Origin of the sequence: Phenylobacterium sp. (assembly GCF_035569475.1) — a bacterium.
Lineage (GTDB): Bacteria > Pseudomonadota > Alphaproteobacteria > Caulobacterales > Caulobacteraceae > Phenylobacterium.
Genome location: NZ_DATMNA010000107.1, coordinates 22,915 through 41,109 on the forward strand (window position 1 = coordinate 22,915; position 18,195 = coordinate 41,109).

Below are 18,195 nucleotides of genomic sequence, written 5' to 3' on the forward strand. Positions count from 1 at the left end.
TCGGCCGCCGCTGAAGCGCCGAGAAACCCCACCTCCGACCCGCGTCGCGGGCCACCTCCTCCCACAAGGGGAGGAGGAGCTTTGGAGCGCCGATTCGCTTCAGCCCGCGTCTTCGTTCATCGCCCAGCTGACGCCGAACGGGTCCTTCAGGGCGCCGTAGCGCGCGCCCCAGAACATCTTGGCGACCGGCATGGTGACCGTGCAGCCGGCGTCGACGGCGCGTTTGAACCAGGCGTCGATGTCCTTGACCATCAGGGTCAGGGTGAAACCCTGCGGCTCCAGGTGCGGCATGCCCTGCTCGGGGAACGGATCGTTCAGCATCACCGAGCCGTCGTTGATGTAGAGGTGGCAGTGGATCAGCCGCTTGCCGTCGGGGTGCAGCATCCGCGTCACCTCCTGGGCGGCGAAGGCCTTCTGGTAGAAGGCCGAGGCGGCGCCGGCGTCGCTCAGCTGCATGGCGGTGACGATGCCGCCCTTGGCGGGCGCCAGCGAGCCTGGCTCGATCTGGGGCATCCGGTTCTCGCTCATAGGCAGCCTCCGCGTGCGCTTCGCCCCAAGGACGAACGACGCTAGGCGGCCCCGACAGGGCGTGCGAACTTTTTCGCATGAGTCACCCTGCCTCCTTCACCCGGCGCGGCCTTTCGCGCCTGATCGCAGCCTTCACCCTGGCCGGCGCCGGTCGCGCGGCCGCCGCGCCGGACGGGCCCTACGAGGTCGTGCTGGAGAGCAACATCCGCGTGCCGATGCGCGACGGGGTGAAGCTGGCGACCGACGTCTACCGCCCGGCCCGCGGCGGCAAGGCCGTGCCCGGCCGCTTTCCGGCGATCATGGAGCGCACGCCCTATGGGCGGAACGTCACCAGCTTCCGCGACATCACCCAGGCCAATCCGAAGACGCCGAAGACCCGCGCCGAGGTGGCCGCGACCTATGTGCGCCAGGGTTATGTGGTGGTCTTCCAGGACTGCCGCGGCCGCTACGATTCCGAGGGCGAGTTCGTCAAATACCTGAGCGAAGGGGCCGACGGCTTCGACGCCTGCCGCTGGCTGACCGCCCAGCCGTGGAGCGACGGGCGGATCGGGACCTTCGGCCTCAGCTACGCGGCCCATACGCAAGGGGCGCTGGCCTGCCTCAACCCGCCGGGGCTGAAGGCCATGTTCCTCGACTGCGGCGGGTTCGCCAACGCCTACCAGGACGGCATCCGCCAGGGCGGGGCGTTCGAGCTGAAGCAGGTCACCTGGGCCTACAACCTCGGCCTGGAGAGCCCCGAGGCCCAGAAGGACCCGCGCCTGATGGCCGCGCTGAAGAAGGTCGACCTCAAGGCCTGGTTCGCCTCCATGCCGTGGAAGGCCGGGCATACGCCGCTGTCGCTGATCCCGGGCTACGAGGCCTATGTGCTGGACCAGTGGCGGCACGGGAATTTCGACGGCTACTGGAAGCAGGTCGGCATCTACGCCGAAGGCTCCTACGACCGCTACGCCGACGCGGCCATGGTCCACATGAGCGGCTGGTACGACGCCTATTCCCGCTCCACGACCGACAACTATGTGGCGCTGTCGAAGAAGAAGACCGGGCCGATCCGGCTGATCATGGGCCCCTGGACCCATGGGGCGCGCTCGACGACCTATTCCGGGGATGTGGAGTCCGGGCCGGGCTCGACGCTGGACGCGCTGGGCCACGGCGACCTCGACGCCCAGCGCCTGGCCTGGTTCGACCGGCACCTGAAGGGCTCGAGCAAGTCCGATCCCGATCCGCCGGTGCGGATATTCGTGATGGGCGGCGGCCTGGACGGCAAGGGTGTCGGGCGCAAGACGCCGGAAGGGCGGCTGATGCACGGCGGCCGCTGGCGCGCCGAGAGCGCCTGGCCGATCGCCGACGCCAAGCTCCTCGCCTATCATCTGCATGCGGACGGACAACTTTCGGTCGCCGCTCCGGCCGCGGCAGTTGAGCCGTTGAGCTACGACTTCGACCCCAGCCGGCCGGTCCCCAGCATCGGCGGCACGATCACCTCCGGCGAGCCGCTGATGCGCGGCGGCGGCTTCGACCAGCGCGAGGGGGCCACGGTCTACGGCTCGCGCCAGCCCTATCTGCCGCTGGAGGCGCGGCCCGACGTGCTGGTGTTCCAGACTGCGCCCCTGAAGGAGGACGTCGAGGTCACCGGCGCCATCGAGGCTGAGCTTTGGATCGCCTCCGATGGTCCAGACACCGACTTCACCATCAAGCTGATCGACGTCTATCCGCCCAGCGAGGACTATCCCGAGGGCTATGCGCTCAACCTCACCGACGGGATCCTGCGCTGCCGCTACCGCGACAGTTGGGAGGCGCCGGCGATGATGACGCCGGGCCAGAGCTATCGGATCAAGGTGGCGGCCTTCCCGACCTCCAACCTGTTCAAGGCCGGCCACCGCATCCGCCTGGACGTCTCGTCCAGCAACTTCCCCCACTTCGACGTCAACCCGAACACCGGCGACCCGGAGGGCATGGGCCTGACGCGGCGCGTGGCCAGGAACACGGTGTTCGTGGACGCGGGGCGGCCGAGCCATGTGGTGCTGCCGGTGATCCCGAGGCGGGGTTAGGCGTACCGCGGGGCCTCGGCCGGCGCAGCGCCCCCGGCTGCCTTCAGCGCCCAGGCGAGGTCGGCCAGATACTCGTCCGCGACCTGCGCATGGATCGGTGACAGCATCAGGTGCAAGCTCTTGGGCTCGGTGGTGACGCCGGAGAACCAGCCGCGCTCGCGCAGCTTGGCCCAGATGGCGAGGCAGTCGGCGTCGGCGCGGGTGAAGGCCAGGAGGCCGAGCTGCGGGCGGCCCAGGACCGTGAAGCCGAGGGCTTCCGCCCCGGCGGCGATCTTCGCGCGCGCGTCGGTGACCAGGGCCTGCTTGGCCCGATATCCCTCGACGCCGAGGAAATTCATCACCGCCCAGGCCGCCGAGATCGCCCCGCCGGGCCGGGTGCCGGCCAGGGTCGGCGTGACCATCCGTCCGCCCGGCCAGTCCCGGAAGTCGAAGACCATGAAGTCCTGCAAGGCCTTCGACCGGAAGAACACCGTCGAGGCGCCCTTGGCGCAGTAGCCGTACTTGTGCAGGTCCGCCGACATCGAGCGCACGCCCGGCAGCTCGAAGTCGAAGGGCGCGATCGGCTCGCCGTTCATCCGCACGAAGGGGGCGATATAGCCGCCGACGCAGGCGTCCACGTGCAGCCACAGGTCGCGTTCGACCGCCAGCTCGGACAGGGCCGCGATCGGGTCGATCAGGCCGTAGGGGAAGTTGGGCGCCGAGCCCACGATCATCACGGTCGAGGCGTCGGCCGCCGCCGCCATCGCCGCCGGATCGGCCAGGTAGTCCTTGAGGGCCACGCGCCGCACCTCGATCTCCATCAGGGCGCAGGCCTTGTCGAAGGCCGGGTGGGCCGAGCGCGGCGCGACGATGTTCAGCGGGCCGCCTACGCCGCGCGCCTTGCGGGCGAAATCGCGGGCGGCCTTGATCGCCATGGTGATGGAATCGGTGCCGCCCGAGGTGATGGCGCCGGCAGCGTTCTCGGGCGCGTGCAGCAGGCCCAAGCCGAAGCCCACGACCTCCTCCTCCATCCGCTTCAGGCTCGGGAAGGCGGCGGGGCCCAGGCCGTTCTCCGACATGAAGAGGGCGTAGGCCTCCTTCTGCACCTGCTCGACCTCGGGGCCGGCGTTGAAGACGTAGACGGCGGTCCTGCCCTCGCGCCAGCGCACGTCGCCGTCAGCGTAGGCGAGCATCCGGGCCTTCAGCTCAGGCCAGGCTTGGCCCTGCTCGGGCAGCGGTTGCCGCATGTGGACGTCTCCGTTTCGGCGGTGATCCTAGCTCGCGCGGGCCTTGGCGTCCGCTGTCAGGCGATCGATCTGGCCGCGGATGTGGGCGGCCTCGGCGGCGGTGTTGGCGAGCGCGATGGCTCGGTCGAAGGCCTGCCTCGCCTCGGCGTCGCGGCCGAGCTGGAGCAGGAAGGCGCCGCGCGCGCCGAAGAAGTAGAAATAGCCGCCCAGCGCATCGGCCAGGGGTTCGATCATCGCCAGGGCTTCGGCGGGCCCGCGGGTCTTGGACACCGCCACGGCGCGGTTCAGCGTGATCACCGGCGAGGGCTGCATGGCCTCAAGCGCGCCGTAGAGGGCCTCGATCCCGGCCCAGTCGGTGTCCGCCGGCGTAGCGGCGCGGGCGTGGAGGGCCGCGATCGCCGACTGCACCTGATAGGCCCCCGGCCGGCGGTGACGCATGGCCTTGTCGATCAGGGCCAGGCCCTCGCCGATCATGTCGCGGTTCCAGAGCGTGCGGTCCTGGTCTTCCAGCAGGACGGCCGCGCCGTCGGCGTCGAAACGGGCCGGGGCGCGGGCGTGCTGCAGCAGCATGAGCGCCGTCAGGCCCATGATCTCCGGTTCGGCGGGATAGATCCGCAGCAGCAGGCGGCCGAGCCGGATCGCTTCCTCGCAGAGCGGCCCGCGGGCCTCGGCCGTCTCGCGCCCGGCGGTGTAACCCTCGGTGAACACCAGGTAGACCATGTAGGCGACCGCCGCGAGCCGCTCGGAGCGCTCCACCGGTCCCGGCGCCTCGAACGGGACCTCGGCCTTGGCGATGCGGGCCTTGGCGCGGGTGATCCGCTGCTCCATGGCCGCTTCGCCGACCAGGAAGGCGCGGGCGATCTGCTTCACCGACAGGCCGCAGACGATGCGCAGGGCGAGCGCGATCTGCTGGGTCGCCGGAAGCTCCGGATGGCAGCAGATGAACATCAGCCGCAGGATGTCGTCGCGGTAGTGCGCGCCGTCCAGCCGCTCGGCCATCGGGGTCTCGACGTCGTCGACGTCGGAGATGGCGTCCTCTTGCGGCAGCTCGGTGAGCCGCGCCTTGCGCCGCACGCCGTCCAGGGCGGCGTTGCGGCCCACCATGATCAGCCAGGACGCGGCGTCGCGCGGCGGCCCCTTCTGCGGCCAGCTCTTCAGCGCCCGCAGGCAGGCTTCCTGGTAAGCTTCCTCGGCGGTGTCCAGGTCGCGGAAGTATCGCAGCAGGGCGCCGATCGCCTGGGGGCGCGCCGAGGTCAGCGCCGCATCGATCCAGGCGAGGTCCTCGCTCATCCGGCTGCGGCTCCTTCCGGCAGGGTCCCGGGCAGGAACAGGAGCAGGGGCCGGATCTCATAGGCGCCGCCGGGATTGGCCGCGGCCAGGTCGCGCGCCACGCCGAGGGCCTCCTCCAGGTCGTCACAGTCGATGACGTAGAAGCCCAGAAGCTGTTCCTTGGTCTCGGCGAAGGGGCCGTCGATGATCAGCGGCGGGTCGGCGTTCTTGCGCAGGGTGGTGGCCGCGGTGGTCGGCATCAGGCGCAGCGACGGCCCGAGCTTGTTCTGCATCGCCAGCCGCTCGTGCACGACGCCCAGCCTGGCCATGACCATGTCGTCCTGCTCCTTGGTCCAGGAGAACACCGCCTCTTCGGAATTGTAGCAGAGCAGGGCGTAGAGCATCGGCGCGGGTTCCTGTGGCGGCCTGAGGACGCGTCAGCCTAACCGCCTCCGACAGGGGTCCGCAAAAAGATACGCCTCGCGCCCGAGTCCAGGCGGGCGGGTTAAAGCCTAGGCTCTGTCCAATCCGGCCGGCGGCTGGTGGCGCACGGCGCTGACCGGCGTCAGGATCAGGCGCTCGATGATCTCCGCCATGGTGTCGGCGTCGACGCTGTCGAGATTGCGGAGCCACCAGGCGAGCAAGTTCAGAATGCCGGAGACGGTCTGGAACAGCACGAGGTCATCCAGCGGGCCGTCCGGCCGGTGCGGGCGGGCCTGAACCATGGTGGCCATGGTCTGACGCAGCATCTCGGCGCGCACCGTCTCGCCGGAACCGCCGGCGATCAGGGCCTTGTAGATGGCGAGATGGCTCTCGACGAAGGCGCAGAGGAACTTGGCTGCGCCGGTCCGATCTCGCTGCTGCAGCCAGGGCGCGGCCTGGGCCAGGAACTCGCGGACCAGGTTGTCGGTGACGTCGGCGAGCAGGGCGTCCTTGTCCGCGTAGTGCCGGAAGAAGGTGGCGTAGCCCACGCCCGCCTTCGCGGCGATGGCGCGCACGGTGATCGAATCCAGCGGGCTTTCCTCGGCCAGCGCCGTCATGGCGCGGCGAAGCGCCTCGCGCGTGCGCACCACACGCGCGTCGGAAACCGTTGACATTTGGGCGCTGGAATCCACTATGATCCACTGTGTCTCGTAACTCGCCGTGGTAGGCCGTTGTGGACCGTGCGGCAGGCTTCCGCAAGGTCAGGCCAGAAACGCATCCGCAATGTCACGGGGCTAGAGCGGGATTTGAACACCTGGGCCAGCCACGGCGCGTCGCGCGGGCCGGCGAAGAGGGGCGAGGGAGAGGATCATGGGCATTTCACGTAAGGCGATTATCGGGCTCGGCGCGCTGGCGACGGCGGCAAGCGCCCTGGCCTTGATGGCCTCTCCGCACGGCGTTTCGAGCGCCAAGGCCGAGGCGTCCAAGGTGACGGGGCCGGCGCGGGTCGACGATTTCATGCTGGCCGACCAGGACCTGCTGGGCCGCCAGCTCTACCGGATGGGCGACGACAGGGCCGTGGTCCTGGTGACCTACGCCAGCGGCGACAAGCAACTGCACGCCGACGCCCAGGCGCTGATGGCGCTCAAGGCCGCCTACGCGGGCCAGAAGGTCGACATGCTGGCGGTCGACAGCCGCATCGGCGACCGGCGCGACCCGGTGATCGCCGACGCCAAGGCTGCGGGCCTCGAGATGCCGATCCTGTTCGACTACGAGCAACTTGTGGGCGAAGAGCTGGGCGTGACCCGCGCCGCGGAGGTGATCGTCATCGATCCGCGGAGCTGGTCCATCGCCTACCGTGGGCCGGTGGACGGGGCCAAGGCGGCCATAGACGCCCTGGTGGCCGGCCAGAAGGTCGCGCTCACCTCCCGCGAGGCGAAGGGCGAGCTGATCGCCTTCCCGGAGCGCGCCCACGCCGGCGCCTACGCCCGGATTTCCTACGCCCAGGCCATCGCCCCGATCATCCAGGCCAAGTGCGCCACCTGCCACCAGCCCGGCGGGATCGGACCGATGCCGCTCAACAACTATGAGCAGGTCAAGGGCTTCTCGCCGATGATCCGCGAGGTGATCCGCACCCACCGGATGCCGCCCTACCTGGCCGATGAGACCGTGGGCGCCTTCCAGGACGACGACCGGCTTACGCCGCAGCAGATGAAGACCCTCGTCCACTGGATCGACGCCGGCGCGCCGCGCGGGGCCGGAGAGGACCCGCTGAAGAAGATCGCCTTCCACGCCCCCGAATGGCCGCTCGGCAAGCCGGACGTGGTCCTGAACGTGCCGGCGGTGAAGATCGCGGCCACGGGCGTCATGGACTACCAGCATCCGGTGGTCGCCAACGCCATGACCGAGGGCCGCTGGATGAAGGCCACCACCTTCCGCGTTTCCGACCGCCAGGTCGTGCACCACATCCTGACCGGCGTCGTCGCCTCCGACCACGCCGGCAACACCTTCTCGGAGACCCAGTGGGGCGCCTCGCTGGGCGGCTACGGCCCGGGCCGCGGCTCCAACATCCAGCCGGTCGACACCGGCGTCTGGGTGCCCGCATCCGGCGGCGTGGGCTTCCAGAACCACTATACGCCCTACGGCCGCGAGACGACCGAGCAGACCCAGATGGGCATCTACTTCTACCCGAAGGGGCAGGAGCCGAAGTACATCCTGCGGACCTTCGGCATCTTCAACTTCAACATCGAGATCCCCGCGGGCGAGGAGTGGCACAAGGAGAGCAGCTACATCGAGTTCCCGAAGGAAGCGCTCCTCTACGGCATCACCCCGCACGCTCATGTGCGCGGCGGTTCGACCCAGGTCTCGATCATCTATCCGAACGGCAAGGAAGAGAAGCTGCTGGCCCTGCCGCGCTACAATTTCAACTGGCAGTACGAGTACTTCCTGAAGACGCCGCTGAAGGTGCCGGCGGGTTCGAAGGTCCTGACCACCTGGACCTACGACAACTCGACGCGGAACCCGGGCAATCCCGATCCGAAGAAGACGGTCTACTGGGGTGAGCAGACCAGCGAAGAGATGATGGCCACCTACCTGCACTATCGCTGGACGGACGAGACGGTGACTCACCAGACGCCGGAATACGAGAAGATGCTCCAGGCCAACCTGATGATGGGCGTCCTCGACACCAACATGGACGGCAAGATCGAGAAGGCCGAGTTGCGGGGTGGGCCGAAGAGCCCGGCCCGGACGCTGCTGCAGTACTTCGACCTGATCGACTCCGACCACGACGGCTCGATCGACGCCAAGGAACTGGCGGCGGCGCAGAAGTTCATGGCCCGCGGCCGCGGCGGCCAGGCGGCGCAGGGCGGCGACAAGGCCGCGCCGGCGGCTCAGCCCATGCCGGCGGCCACGCCTGCGGCGGCCGGCGGCCGCTGACGGCGAACGGATACGGAGCGATCGCCCGCGCGGTGGTCGCGACGATCCAGGTGACCGAGAGGCCCGCGCGGTGCATGCTGCGCGGGTTTCGATTCAAGCATTTAGAGCCCCGGGATCCGGGGCCATCCGGGGGATTTCACGTTGCGCTTAGTTCGTACCTGGCTTTTCGGCGTCGCCGTCGCGGCGGCCTGGGCCCTCGGCTTTTCCGCCCAGGCTCAACCGGCTTCCAACGGCCAGCAGATCTATGAGACCCGGTGCAAGGCCTGCCACGAGGGCGGCTCGCCGCGCGCCCCGAGCCGAGCCGACCTCGGCCAGCGCGCGCCCGGCGATATCGTCCAGGCGCTGACCAGCGGCATCATGCAGCCGATGGCCCAGGGCCTCTCGGACGCCGACAAGCAGGCGGTGGCCGCCTACCTCACCGCCGCCGCGTCCGCCTCGGCGGCGCCGATGCGTCCGACCGGCCAGGAGATGCCGCAGGTCGCCATCAAGGGCGGCGTGATCGGGACCGATCCCAAGTGCGCCTCCAACCCGCCCATCAAGGCCGGCCCGGGCGATTGGGCCAGCATGGGCGTCGACGACGCCGCCACCCGCTTCCAGCGCCGCCCGGGCTTCACCGCCGCCGAGGCTCCGCGCCTGAAGGTGAAGTGGGCCTTCTCGATGACCGGCGGCGGCCAGCCGGCGGTGGTCGGCGACTGGCTGTGGGTCACCAACCGTTCCGGCAAGTTCTACGCGCTCGACGCCCGGACCGGCTGTGTCCACTGGTCGGTGGACGACCTGGTCTCGCGCACCACGCCGATGGTCATCCGCTCGTCGATCGCGCCCAGCGGCTGGGCGACCTTCATCGGCCAGAGCGACCGCCTGGTCCGCGCCTTCGACGCGCAGACGGGCAAGGAACTCTGGCGCAGCGACAGGCTCGAGGACCATCCCTTCGCCGTGCTCACCGGCGCGCCGGTGGTGGTGGGCGATCGCCTGATCGTGCCGATCTCCTCGATCGAGGAAGCTGCGGCCATGGGCAAGCCCTATAGCTGCTGCACCTTCCGCGGCTCGGTGGCGGCGCTGGACCTGAAGAGCGGCAAGCTGCTCTGGAAGACGCCGATGGTCACCGGTCCGATTAGGACCATCCGCGAGAAGGACGGCGGCGGCAAGGTCCAGGGGCCCGCGGGGGCCGCGGTCTGGGCGGCGCCCTCCGTCGATCGCAAGCGCGGCCAGGTCTATGTGGTCACCGGCGACAGCTACACCGACGTCGACACCGACGGCGACGACGCGGTGGTGGCCCTGGACATCCAGACCGGCGCCATCCGCTGGCGCCGCCAGGTGACCGAGCACGACAACTTCGTCATGGGCTGCGGGCCGTCGTCGCAGTCGGGCAACTGCCCGACGCCGATGGGCCCGGACTACGATTTCGGGGCGACGCCGGTCCTGATGACGCTGAAGGCCGGCAAGCAGGTGCTGGTGGCCGGCCAGAAGTCGGGCATCGTCTACGGGATCGATCCGGACGACGGCAGGGTCGTCTGGAAGACCCAGGTCGGCGCCGGCTCCGCCCTGGGCGGCGTGGAATGGGGCCTCGGCGCCAACGCCACCCACGTCTTCGTCCCGATCTCGGACCTGCCCTATCTGTTCAATCCGCGGCCCGGCGCGCCGAAGGGCAAGGCCGGCGTCTATGCGCTCGACCCGGCCACAGGCGCCATCGCCTGGTCGGCGCCCGCGCCTGAGGCGCCCTGCCACTACGCCCCGGACAAGGACCGGCCCAGCCGCTGCGCCCGCGCCCAGCCGGCCGCGCCCGCGGTGATGCCAGGCCTGGTTTTCGAGGGCGGCCTGGACGGCTGGCTGCGCGCCTATGACGACAAGACCGGCAAGATCGTCTGGGAGGATTCCACCACGTCGCGGACCTACGACACGGTCAACGGCGTCAAGGGCCAGCCCGGCGGCGGCTTCGACGGCATGGGTCCGACCATCGCCGGCGGCATGGTGTTCGTCACCAGCGGCAACAACGGCGCGGCGCGCGTGGGCTCCAACGGGGTCAATGTGCTGCTGGCCTATTCGGTGGACGGCAAGTAGGGCGCCGCCCATGCGGACCACGCGGGCGGCCGGGGTCCTGGCGGCGCTGGCCGCGGCGGTCCTGGCGAGTGTCTGGACGAGCGGCTGGGCGATGGCTCAGCCGCCGGCGTCGGCTCCGCCGACGCGCCCGGCGGTGACGCCCCGGCCCGGCTATGTGGTCCCGCCGGAAAACTCCGCCGGGCTCTATCCGGTCAGCGGGGAGCCGATATTCAAGGCCAGGTGCGCGGGCTGCCATGAGCCGGCGACGGGACGCGCGCCGACCCGCCAGATGCTGGGCGCCCGCGCGCCGGAAGAGGTTTATGACGCCCTGACGATCGGGGCTATGGCGCCGATGGCCCAGGGGATGAGCGCCGCCGAGATCTACGGCGTCGTGCGGTTCCTGACCGGCAAGTCGCCGGTGCCGCAGGTGGCCGCCGCGCCCGACCCGAACCCCTGCAGGGCCAACGGCTCGCTGCAGCCGACCGGACCGCAATGGAACGGCTGGGGCCGCGATGTGGCCAACAGCCGCTATCAGCCGAAGCCGGGCTTCGCCGCCGCCGACATCCCGCGCCTGAAGGTGAAATGGGCGTTCGCCTATCCGGGCACCAAGAACACCCAGCCGCTGGTGTTCGGCGACCGCGTGTTCGTGGCCAGCATGGGCGGCAAGGTCTATTCGCTCGACGCCGCGAGCGGCTGCGTCCACTGGCGTTTCGACTACCGCGGCGGCGGGCGCGCCTCGATGACCATCGGCAAGCTGGCGACCGCGCCCAGCGGCTGGGCGCTCTATTTCGGCGACGACCGGATGTATGTCCGCGCCTTCGACGCCGGCTCCGGCAAGGCGCTGTGGAAGGTCCGCGTCGGCGATCACGCGGTGGGCCGCATCACCGGCTCGCCGGCGCTCTACGACAACATCCTCTATGTCCCGCTGTCGGCCTCGGAGGAGAGCCAGGGCAATGTCGGCGCCTACGGCTGCTGCACCTTCATCGGCGCGGTCGTGGCGCTGGACGCGCGGAGCGGCGGACAGATCTGGAAGCAGGCGATCCTCGACGAGGCGCCGCATCCCACGCGGAAGAACGTCGCCGGGACCCAGATGTTCGGACCGGCCGGCGGCGCGCTCTGGTCGGCGCCGACCATCGACGCGAAGCGCGGCCAGCTCTACGTGGCGAGCGGCGATTCCTACACCGAGGTGGAGCACCCGACCTCCGACGCGGTCATCGCCATGGACCTGAAGACCGGCAAGATCCGCTGGGTGAACCAGGTGCTCGCCCGCGACAACTTCATGTCCGGGACCGTCAACGGGCCGCTGGGCGAACGCGGCCCGGACTACGACTTCGGGGCCTCGCCCATGCTGGTCAGCATCGGCGGCAGGGATCTGGTGATCACCGGCAACAAGTCCTCGATCGTCTATGCGATGGCCCCGGACACCGGAAAGACCGTCTGGCAGACGGCCAAGCTCGGCAGCGGCGGGGCCGGCGGCGGCGTCGAGTGGGGCACGGCCACCGACGGGCGGATCGTCTACGCGGCGCTCGCCGATTTCCCGGGCCGCGGGCGTCCGGGCATCGCGGGCCTCAGCGTGGCCGACGGCAAGGTCCTCTGGCAAATGGACGCGCCGAAGGGCATCGCCTGCAACGTCCCGTCGGGCCGCTGCCTGCCGGGCTACTCCCAGGCGGTGACGGCCATGCCCGGCGCGGTGTTCACCGGCGCCCTGGACGGTCACCTGCGGGCCTACGCCGCCGACGGCAAGCTCATCTGGGATTTCGACACCACGACGCCGGCCGACACGGTCAATGGGATCAGGGCCGCGAGCGGCGGCAGCCTGGACATGGGCGGCGCGGCGATCGCCGGTGGGCGGCTGTTCATCCACTCCGGCTATGGCGGCAGCGCCGGCGCGAGCAACCTGCTGCTGGCCTTCTCGGTGGACGGCCGATAGGGCGCAGCGGTTGACCGCGCGAGCGCAGGCCCCCACACCGCGCCGGTGAGCGCGCCGACTGCCCAGCTTCCGCACCACCGCAACGGCCTCGGCATCGCCTACCGGACGATGGCGATGGTCTGCGTCGCCGGCCTGACGGCGTCCGTGAAGTGGGCCGGGCATCGCGGCATTCCGGTCTTCGAGCTGGTGTTCTTCCGCAACGCCTTCGCCTTCCTGCCGCTGGGCCTCTACATCTGGCGAACGACCGGCTTCTCGGTGCTGAAGACCCAGCGGCCCTGGGGCCACCTGACCCGCTCCGTCGCGGGCCTGGTCGGCATGTGCTGCAGCTTCTCGGCGGTGCAGCGCCTGGCGCTCACCGAAGCCACCGCCTTCACCTTCGCCGCGCCGCTGTTCATGACCGCGCTGTCGGCCCTGATGCTGCGCGAGGCGGTGGGCCGCCACCGCTGGGGCGCGGTGCTGGTGGGCTTTGCGGGCGTCCTGATCATGGTGCGCCCGCAGCCCGGCCACATGAACCTGACCGGCGTCGCCTTCGCCCTGACCGCCGCGGTCGGCAGCGCCCTGGCCATGGTGCAGATCCGCCAGATCTCGGTCACCGAGAAGGGCGCGACCATCGTCTTCTATTTCACCCTGGCCGGGACGCTCCTGGGCCTCGGCGTCTCGCTGTTCGACTGGGTGACGCCGGACCCGGCGACCCTGGCGGCGCTGATCTTCTCCGGCCTGATCGGCGGGGTGGGGCAGCTATTCCTCACCGAGGCGATCCGCGTGGCGCCGGTGGGCGTGGTGGCGCCTTTCGACTACACCCAGCTCATCTGGGCCACGATCCTGGGCTACCTGGTCTGGGGCGAGCTGCCGCAGCCGGTGACCCTGGCGGGCGCCGCTGTGGTGGCGGCCAGCGGCCTCTACATCCTGCACCGCGAGTTGCGGCGCTTCGGCCGCACCCCCGCCTGACGCGGCGTCAGCGTCGCGCGTTGACAGGCGCCGGCCGCGGGAGGACTCTCCAAGCGAACGCCGATACGCGGCCTCCGGCCGCGCGGCGGGGAGGAAAAAGTAGATGAACCGGCTGATTTTCGGCGCGGCGTTGATCGCCGCCCTGGCGGCAGGCGCCGAGGCGCGGGCCTCGGTCACGGTGATCGGCGGCGGCTTGGCGGAGGCCTGTTCCAAGGCCGCCATCTCCGGCAAGACGGAGGCGCGGCTGGAGCGCACCTGCACGGAGTCCCTCGAAAAGGAGATGCTGTCGAACCGCGACCGCGCCGGCACGCTGGTCAACCGCGGCATCCTGAAGATGCGCCGGATGAACTGGGAAGGCGCCGCCAGCGACTTCACCGAGGCCGTCCGCGTGAAGCCCGATCTGGGCGAGGCCTACGCCAACCGCGGCGCCGTCTCGATCGGCATGCACAGGTACGCCGAAAGCCTGCCGGACCTGAACAAGGGCCTGGCGCTCGGCGTCGAGGCGCCGGCCAAGGTCTATTTCGACCGCGCGCTGGCCTATGAGGGCCTCGACGACGCCAAGTCGGCCTATTTCGACTACCAGAAGGCCGTCGAGCTCAGCCCCGACTGGGAGGCGCCCAAGACCGAGCTCGCCCGCTTCCACGTGGAGCGAAAGGAGTAGGGAACCTTGGCCGGGGCCAAGCGTTACTGAACCTCCCTTTTTGAGGTGTCCAGTATGCGTACCCTGATCGCCGCCCTTGTCCTCGCCGCCGTCGGCGGGGCGGCCGCCGCCCAGCCCTATTTTGGCCTGACCCAGTCGCTGGACGCCCAGCGCGACGCCGCCGCCCAGGCGCAGCGCAGCCGCGACATCGCGGCGGCCAACGATCTGTCCGTCCTGCAGTCCCGCGTCCAGACCGACGAGACGCTGAGCGGGCTTGCGGCCTCGCGGGGGACGGCGCCTGGCGCGACCGTGCCGTTCAGCTCCAATTTCGTGCCGCCGAAGCTCGAGATGAGCCAGATGGTGCAGATTCCCGACGCGGAGCTGGCGGCGTCCAACGCGCGCGCCGTGGCCGCCTCCGAGAACCGCCGCTAGAGCCCTTCCCGGTCAGGTTGGATCAACCTGAGTGGAGGAGAAGGGCTCCAGAGTGAGCCGGGACAGGGTCTGGATGCGCCCAGATCATCCCTCCCCGGAATCGGCAGGGATGATCTTCGGGAACGGCTTGCTGAGATAGCGCGAGCCGCGCTCGCCGAAGCGCCAGGGCACATCCGCCGCCTTGGTGATGCCGATGCGTGGGCCGACCGCGACCTCGACGGACAGGCCAGGCGTCAGTTCGAACGGCGGCTCGGTCACCTTGAGGCCGTTGTGCTCGCCGGTCACGCCCAGCGCCTGGCAGAGGCGCCCGGGCCCGGAGCAAAGCCGCCGCGGATCGTCCAGACCCCGCCGGGCGATCATCAGGTCCAGGCCCGCCGTAGGCTCGAGCGCGCGCAACAGGACCGCGCTCCCCGGCTCGTCGCCGCACACCAGGTTCATGCACCAGTGGATGCCGTAGGAGCGGTAGACGTAGATCGCGCCCGGCGGCCCGAACATCACCGCGTTGCGCTGCGTGGGGCCGGGGAAGCTGTGCGAGGCGGGGTCCGAATAGTGATAGGCCTCGGTCTCGACGATCCGCCCGCCCACGCCGTCCACCGTCAGGGTCCAGCCGATCAACTCGCGGGCGGCCTGGACGCTGGGCGCGTGGAACAGCTCCGCTTGACGGCGCGCGACCTCGGGGCGCGAAATGGGGGCGATCATAAGCGGGAGGATTTCGCATGCCGTACGTCGAGGGCCAAACCGTTCACGACGCCGACTCCCACGTCATGGAGCTGCCGGGGACGATCAACCGCTACCTCGACCCGAAATTCCGCGAGGCCTTCGTCGAGAAGACCGGGCGCAAGGACGTGCTGCCCGAGTGGTTCGCCAAGGCCGCCGCCCAGGCGGAGAACCCGGAGTTCCTGGCCGGCGCCGAGGCCAACATCCTCCTGCGGAAGAACTACGAAGCCCTGGGCGCCTTCAAGGCGTCCGACCGGCCGAAGACGCTGGATTACCTGGGCTTCGCCAGCCAGTTGGTGTTCACCACCGCCTGCCTCTCGAACTTCGGCCTGGAGCAGATGGGCGAGGCGGAACTGGCCGTTGAGGCCGCCCGCGCCCACAACCGGATGATGACCGAGTTCTGCTCGGTGGATCGCCGGCTGCTGGCCACCGGCTATGTGCCGCTGATCGACCGCGCGCGGGCCCCCGACATCGCCCGCGAGGCGCTGGCGCTGGGCGCCAAGGCCCTGGTGATCCCTTCGCGCCATCCGAACGGCTTCTCGCCCAGCCATGTGGAGCTCGACCCGCTCTGGGCGCTGGCGCAGGAAGCCAGGATCCCGATCCTCTTCCACGTGGGCGGCGAGGAGAAGATGGCCAAGGACTACCTTGAGAACGGCCTGCCCTTCGTGAAGGACTTCCACGGCGGCGACGAGAACTTCACCTCGCTGACCTTCATGGCCATCCCGCTTTCGCTCTGGCAGACGCTGTCGGCCCTGGTGATCGACGGTGTCTTCGACCGCTTCCCACGGCTCAGGTGGGGCGCGATCGAACTGGGCGCCTCATGGCTGCCCAGCCTGATGCATTTCCTGGATTCCGGCGTCGCGGCCTTCGGCAAGGAGGAGCGGCTGCAGAAGCTCTCCGGCAAGCCCAGCGAGATCCTGCGCCGCCAGTTCCGCGCCACGCCCTATCCGCACGAGGACACCCGCTGGATCATCGAGAACACGGCGCCGGAGATGCTGCTGTTCTCGTCGGACTTCCCGCACGTCGAGGGCGGCCGCAACCCGCTGAAGCGGTTCAACGACAGCCTCGCGGGCGTGCCGGACGAGGTGCGGTGCCGCTTCTATCGCGACAACTTCATCGACCTGATGGGCGCGGGCCTCGATCCGGCCCTGCACGACCTGCCGAAGCTTCAGGCCGCCTGACGTTTGCGGCGCGGCGCGGCCATGGCGCGGCCGATGGAGTCCATCAGCTCCTGGATCTGGATCGGTTTGGGGCTGTGCTCGGTGAAGCCCAGGTCCAGGTAGCGCTGGCGGCCGCCCGAGGTCACGTCGGCGGTGAGCGCCACCACCGGGGCGTTGCGGTTGGGCCCCTCCTCGGCGCGTAGCTGCTGCAGCACCTCGACGCCGGTCATGCCGGGCATCTGGATATCCAGCAGGATCAGGTCGAAGGGCCGTTCGCCCATCTGCACGAGGGCTTCTGCGCCGCCGGCGGCCTTGGCGACCTCGTGGCCGAAGCTGGCGAGCACCTGGTCGAGAACCAGCAGGTTCACGGCGTTGTCGTCCACCGCCAGGATCTGCAAGCCCCCGGGCGTCGCCGCCTTGTCCGGGGCCGCGGCGGGCCGCCGGGCCAGCGCGGGGCCGTCGGCCAGGGCCAGCGGCAGCTTGATGTGGAAGGCCGCGCCCTGGCCCGGCTTGCTCTCCGCCCAGATCTTGCCGCCCATCAGCTCGATCAACTGCTTGGCGATGGACAGGCCGAGGCCGGTGCCGCCGAACCGTCGCATCTCGGACTCGTCGCCCTGGCTGAAGCGGGTGAAGAGCTGCGGCAGGTGCTGCTCGGCGATGCCGATGCCGGTGTCGACCACGACGATGTGCAGCAACACCGCGCCCTCGCCGTTGGGCATGGCGTCGGCGATCACCGAGACCGAGCCCTGCTCGGTGAACTTCAGCGCGTTGCCCACCAGGTTGAACAACACCTGGCGCAGGCGCAGCGCGTCCATCAGGACGAAGTCGGGCGTGCCCGGCTTCATCTCCAGCACCATGGCCACGCCTTTCTCGTCGGCGCGCGGGCCCCAGAATCCCACCAGCCGCTCCAGGAACAGGCGCATGTCCTCCGCGGCCGGCAGGATGTCGAGGCGCCCGGCGTCGATCTTCGAAACGTCGAGGATGTCGTTGAGGATCGAGAGCAAGTACTCGCCGCTGTCGATCAGCACCGCCAGGCGCTCCTTCTGGGCGGGATTGGTCTCGTCGCGCTGCAGCAGTTGGGCCATGCCCAGGACCCCGTTCATAGGGGTGCGGATCTCGTGGCTCATGGTGGCCAGGAAGTTGGACTTGGCGCGGCCGGCCTGGCGGGCCTCCTCGCGGGCCTCGTCGGCCGCGGCGCGCTCGGCGATCGCCTGGTCGCGGGTGGTCTTCAGCTCCGGAATCAGGGCGGCGTTGCCGGCGAAGGCCTGGTGCAGGACGTGGATCGTGCGATTCGACCCCTCGACCATCAAGCCCATGAGCAGGGCCAGGCTGAACAGGCTGATCAGCACCGCGGCCGCCGCCGGCGGCCCCAGGAGGTGGAGCGTCACCCCGGCGAGGGCCAAGAGGACCGGGCTCGCAAACCCCCAGTAGACGCGGCGCGAGAGGATGCCGGTGGAGATCGCCACCGCCAGCAGGGTGGAGGCTTGCAGGGCGAAGAGCAGCAGCTCCGCCGAACGTCCGCTGAGCGCGAGGGCCACCGTGGGGATGACATAGCCGGAGATGCGGAACGCGCAGAGCCACGCCAGGTTACGGAAGCCCTTGGTCTCGTCGGCCTGCGCCGCGCCGGCCAGCCAACGGCGGATGAACCACTGGTTGACGACGTCGATGGCGCAGTAGCCGAGGAAGGCCGCGACCCCGAGCGCGGGATGTCCAATCAGGGCGAAGCCGATCGCGGCGAGGGCGTTGAACACCGCGAAGAACGCGATGGGGTGGACCATGCCATGCAGCGTGAGCTGGTAGAGGCTCAGCCCCTGCGTTACCGCCTCGCCGGCGGCGCGCGCTCGCGCGAATTCCCAGACCGGTCGTGTCATCTGGCCCCTCACCCTGCGGCAGGATGGCGCGC

Annotated in this window: 15 protein-coding genes; 8 read left to right on the top strand and 7 right to left on the bottom strand. The window is 70.0% G+C overall.

Annotation, left to right across the window (positions count from 1 at the left end):
* Positions 1–99: 99 nt before the first annotated feature.
* Entirely contained in the window at positions 100–528 is a 429-nt protein-coding gene (locus tag VNW53_RS17175; RefSeq protein WP_325557066.1) for a VOC family protein, read from the bottom strand.
* Between the two features lie 77 nt (positions 529–605).
* Here VNW53_RS17175 and VNW53_RS17180 point away from each other — a divergent pair, with 77 nt between their 5' ends.
* Positions 606–2,573 (top strand): CocE/NonD family hydrolase, encoded by a 1,968-nt coding sequence (locus VNW53_RS17180; RefSeq protein ID WP_325557067.1) that lies wholly within the window; start codon positions 606–608, stop codon positions 2,571–2,573.
* On the opposite strand, the gene VNW53_RS17185 is transcribed toward VNW53_RS17180, so the two are convergent.
* The 4 genes from VNW53_RS17185 to VNW53_RS17200 all read right to left on the bottom strand — a co-directional run bounded on the left by VNW53_RS17185 (position 2,570) and on the right by VNW53_RS17200 (position 6,165).
* Positions 2,570–3,799 (bottom strand): pyridoxal-dependent decarboxylase, encoded by a 1,230-nt coding sequence (locus VNW53_RS17185; RefSeq protein ID WP_325557068.1) that lies wholly within the window; start codon positions 3,797–3,799, stop codon positions 2,570–2,572. The genes VNW53_RS17180 and VNW53_RS17185 overlap by 4 nt on opposite strands.
* A gap of 27 nt (positions 3,800–3,826) precedes the next feature.
* Complete coding sequence (locus tag VNW53_RS17190) at positions 3,827–5,089, bottom strand: RNA polymerase sigma factor (RefSeq protein WP_325557069.1); 1,263 nt, start codon at positions 5,087–5,089, stop codon at positions 3,827–3,829.
* Positions 5,086–5,472 (bottom strand): YciI family protein, encoded by a 387-nt coding sequence (locus VNW53_RS17195; protein ID WP_325557070.1) that lies wholly within the window; start codon positions 5,470–5,472, stop codon positions 5,086–5,088. The genes VNW53_RS17190 and VNW53_RS17195 overlap by 4 nt, the downstream gene beginning before the upstream one ends.
* Before the next feature lie 108 nt (positions 5,473–5,580).
* On the bottom strand, positions 5,581–6,165 hold the full coding sequence (locus VNW53_RS17200; protein ID WP_325557071.1) for a TetR/AcrR family transcriptional regulator: 585 nt from the start codon (positions 6,163–6,165) through the stop codon (positions 5,581–5,583).
* A 196-nt stretch (positions 6,166–6,361) separates the two neighbouring features.
* On the opposite strand from VNW53_RS17200, the gene VNW53_RS17205 reads away from it, so the two are divergent.
* The 6 genes from VNW53_RS17205 to VNW53_RS17230 all read left to right on the top strand — a co-directional run bounded on the left by VNW53_RS17205 (position 6,362) and on the right by VNW53_RS17230 (position 14,415).
* Positions 6,362–8,428: a hypothetical protein gene (locus tag VNW53_RS17205; RefSeq protein ID WP_325557072.1), complete on the top strand. Its 2,067-nt coding sequence runs from the start codon at positions 6,362–6,364 to the stop codon at positions 8,426–8,428.
* Positions 8,429–8,569: 141 nt separating this feature from the next.
* Positions 8,570–10,486, top strand: coding sequence for a PQQ-binding-like beta-propeller repeat protein (locus VNW53_RS17210; protein WP_325557073.1), 1,917 nt, complete (start codon positions 8,570–8,572; stop codon positions 10,484–10,486).
* A gap of 10 nt (positions 10,487–10,496) precedes the next feature.
* Complete coding sequence (locus VNW53_RS17215; protein ID WP_325557074.1) at positions 10,497–12,395, top strand: PQQ-binding-like beta-propeller repeat protein; 1,899 nt, start codon at positions 10,497–10,499, stop codon at positions 12,393–12,395.
* Between the two features lie 45 nt (positions 12,396–12,440).
* Complete coding sequence (locus VNW53_RS17220; RefSeq protein WP_325557075.1) at positions 12,441–13,343, top strand: DMT family transporter; 903 nt, start codon at positions 12,441–12,443, stop codon at positions 13,341–13,343.
* A 103-nt stretch (positions 13,344–13,446) separates the two neighbouring features.
* Entirely contained in the window at positions 13,447–14,004 is a 558-nt protein-coding gene (locus VNW53_RS17225) for a hypothetical protein (protein WP_325557076.1), read from the top strand.
* A 54-nt stretch (positions 14,005–14,058) separates the two neighbouring features.
* On the top strand, positions 14,059–14,415 hold the full coding sequence (locus tag VNW53_RS17230) for a hypothetical protein (RefSeq protein ID WP_325557077.1): 357 nt from the start codon (positions 14,059–14,061) through the stop codon (positions 14,413–14,415).
* Positions 14,416–14,499: 84 nt separating this feature from the next.
* Here VNW53_RS17230 and VNW53_RS17235 read toward each other — a convergent pair whose 3' ends face one another.
* Positions 14,500–15,114 (bottom strand): DNA-3-methyladenine glycosylase, encoded by a 615-nt coding sequence (locus VNW53_RS17235; protein WP_325557078.1) that lies wholly within the window; start codon positions 15,112–15,114, stop codon positions 14,500–14,502.
* A 17-nt stretch (positions 15,115–15,131) separates the two neighbouring features.
* Here VNW53_RS17235 and VNW53_RS17240 point away from each other — a divergent pair, with 17 nt between their 5' ends.
* Positions 15,132–16,313 (top strand): amidohydrolase family protein, encoded by a 1,182-nt coding sequence (locus VNW53_RS17240; RefSeq protein ID WP_325557079.1) that lies wholly within the window; start codon positions 15,132–15,134, stop codon positions 16,311–16,313.
* Here VNW53_RS17240 and VNW53_RS17245 read toward each other — a convergent pair.
* Positions 16,301–18,163, bottom strand: a complete 1,863-nt coding sequence (locus VNW53_RS17245; RefSeq protein ID WP_325557080.1) for an ATP-binding protein — start codon at positions 18,161–18,163, stop codon at positions 16,301–16,303. The genes VNW53_RS17240 and VNW53_RS17245 overlap by 13 nt on opposite strands.
* Positions 18,164–18,195 lie beyond the last annotated feature (32 nt).

Coding starts and splice junctions, on each gene's coding strand:
- VNW53_RS17205 (WP_325557072.1), top strand. CDS start 6,362: ATGGGCATTTCACGTAAGGCGATTATCGGGCTCGGCGCGCTGGCGACG.
- VNW53_RS17235 (WP_325557078.1), bottom strand. CDS start 15,114: ATGATCGCCCCCATTTCGCGCCCCGAGGTCGCGCGCCGTCAAGCGGAG.
- VNW53_RS17225 (WP_325557076.1), top strand. CDS start 13,447: ATGAACCGGCTGATTTTCGGCGCGGCGTTGATCGCCGCCCTGGCGGCA.
- VNW53_RS17240 (WP_325557079.1), top strand. CDS start 15,132: ATGCCGTACGTCGAGGGCCAAACCGTTCACGACGCCGACTCCCACGTC.
- VNW53_RS17215 (WP_325557074.1), top strand. CDS start 10,497: ATGCGGACCACGCGGGCGGCCGGGGTCCTGGCGGCGCTGGCCGCGGCG.
- VNW53_RS17200 (WP_325557071.1), bottom strand. CDS start 6,165: ATGTCAACGGTTTCCGACGCGCGTGTGGTGCGCACGCGCGAGGCGCTT.
- VNW53_RS17195 (WP_325557070.1), bottom strand. CDS start 5,472: ATGCTCTACGCCCTGCTCTGCTACAATTCCGAAGAGGCGGTGTTCTCC.
- VNW53_RS17245 (WP_325557080.1), bottom strand. CDS start 18,163: ATGACACGACCGGTCTGGGAATTCGCGCGAGCGCGCGCCGCCGGCGAG.
- VNW53_RS17190 (WP_325557069.1), bottom strand. CDS start 5,089: ATGAGCGAGGACCTCGCCTGGATCGATGCGGCGCTGACCTCGGCGCGC.
- VNW53_RS17175 (WP_325557066.1), bottom strand. CDS start 528: ATGAGCGAGAACCGGATGCCCCAGATCGAGCCAGGCTCGCTGGCGCCC.
- VNW53_RS17230 (WP_325557077.1), top strand. CDS start 14,059: ATGCGTACCCTGATCGCCGCCCTTGTCCTCGCCGCCGTCGGCGGGGCG.
- VNW53_RS17185 (WP_325557068.1), bottom strand. CDS start 3,799: ATGCGGCAACCGCTGCCCGAGCAGGGCCAAGCCTGGCCTGAGCTGAAG.
- VNW53_RS17180 (WP_325557067.1), top strand. CDS start 606: ATGAGTCACCCTGCCTCCTTCACCCGGCGCGGCCTTTCGCGCCTGATC.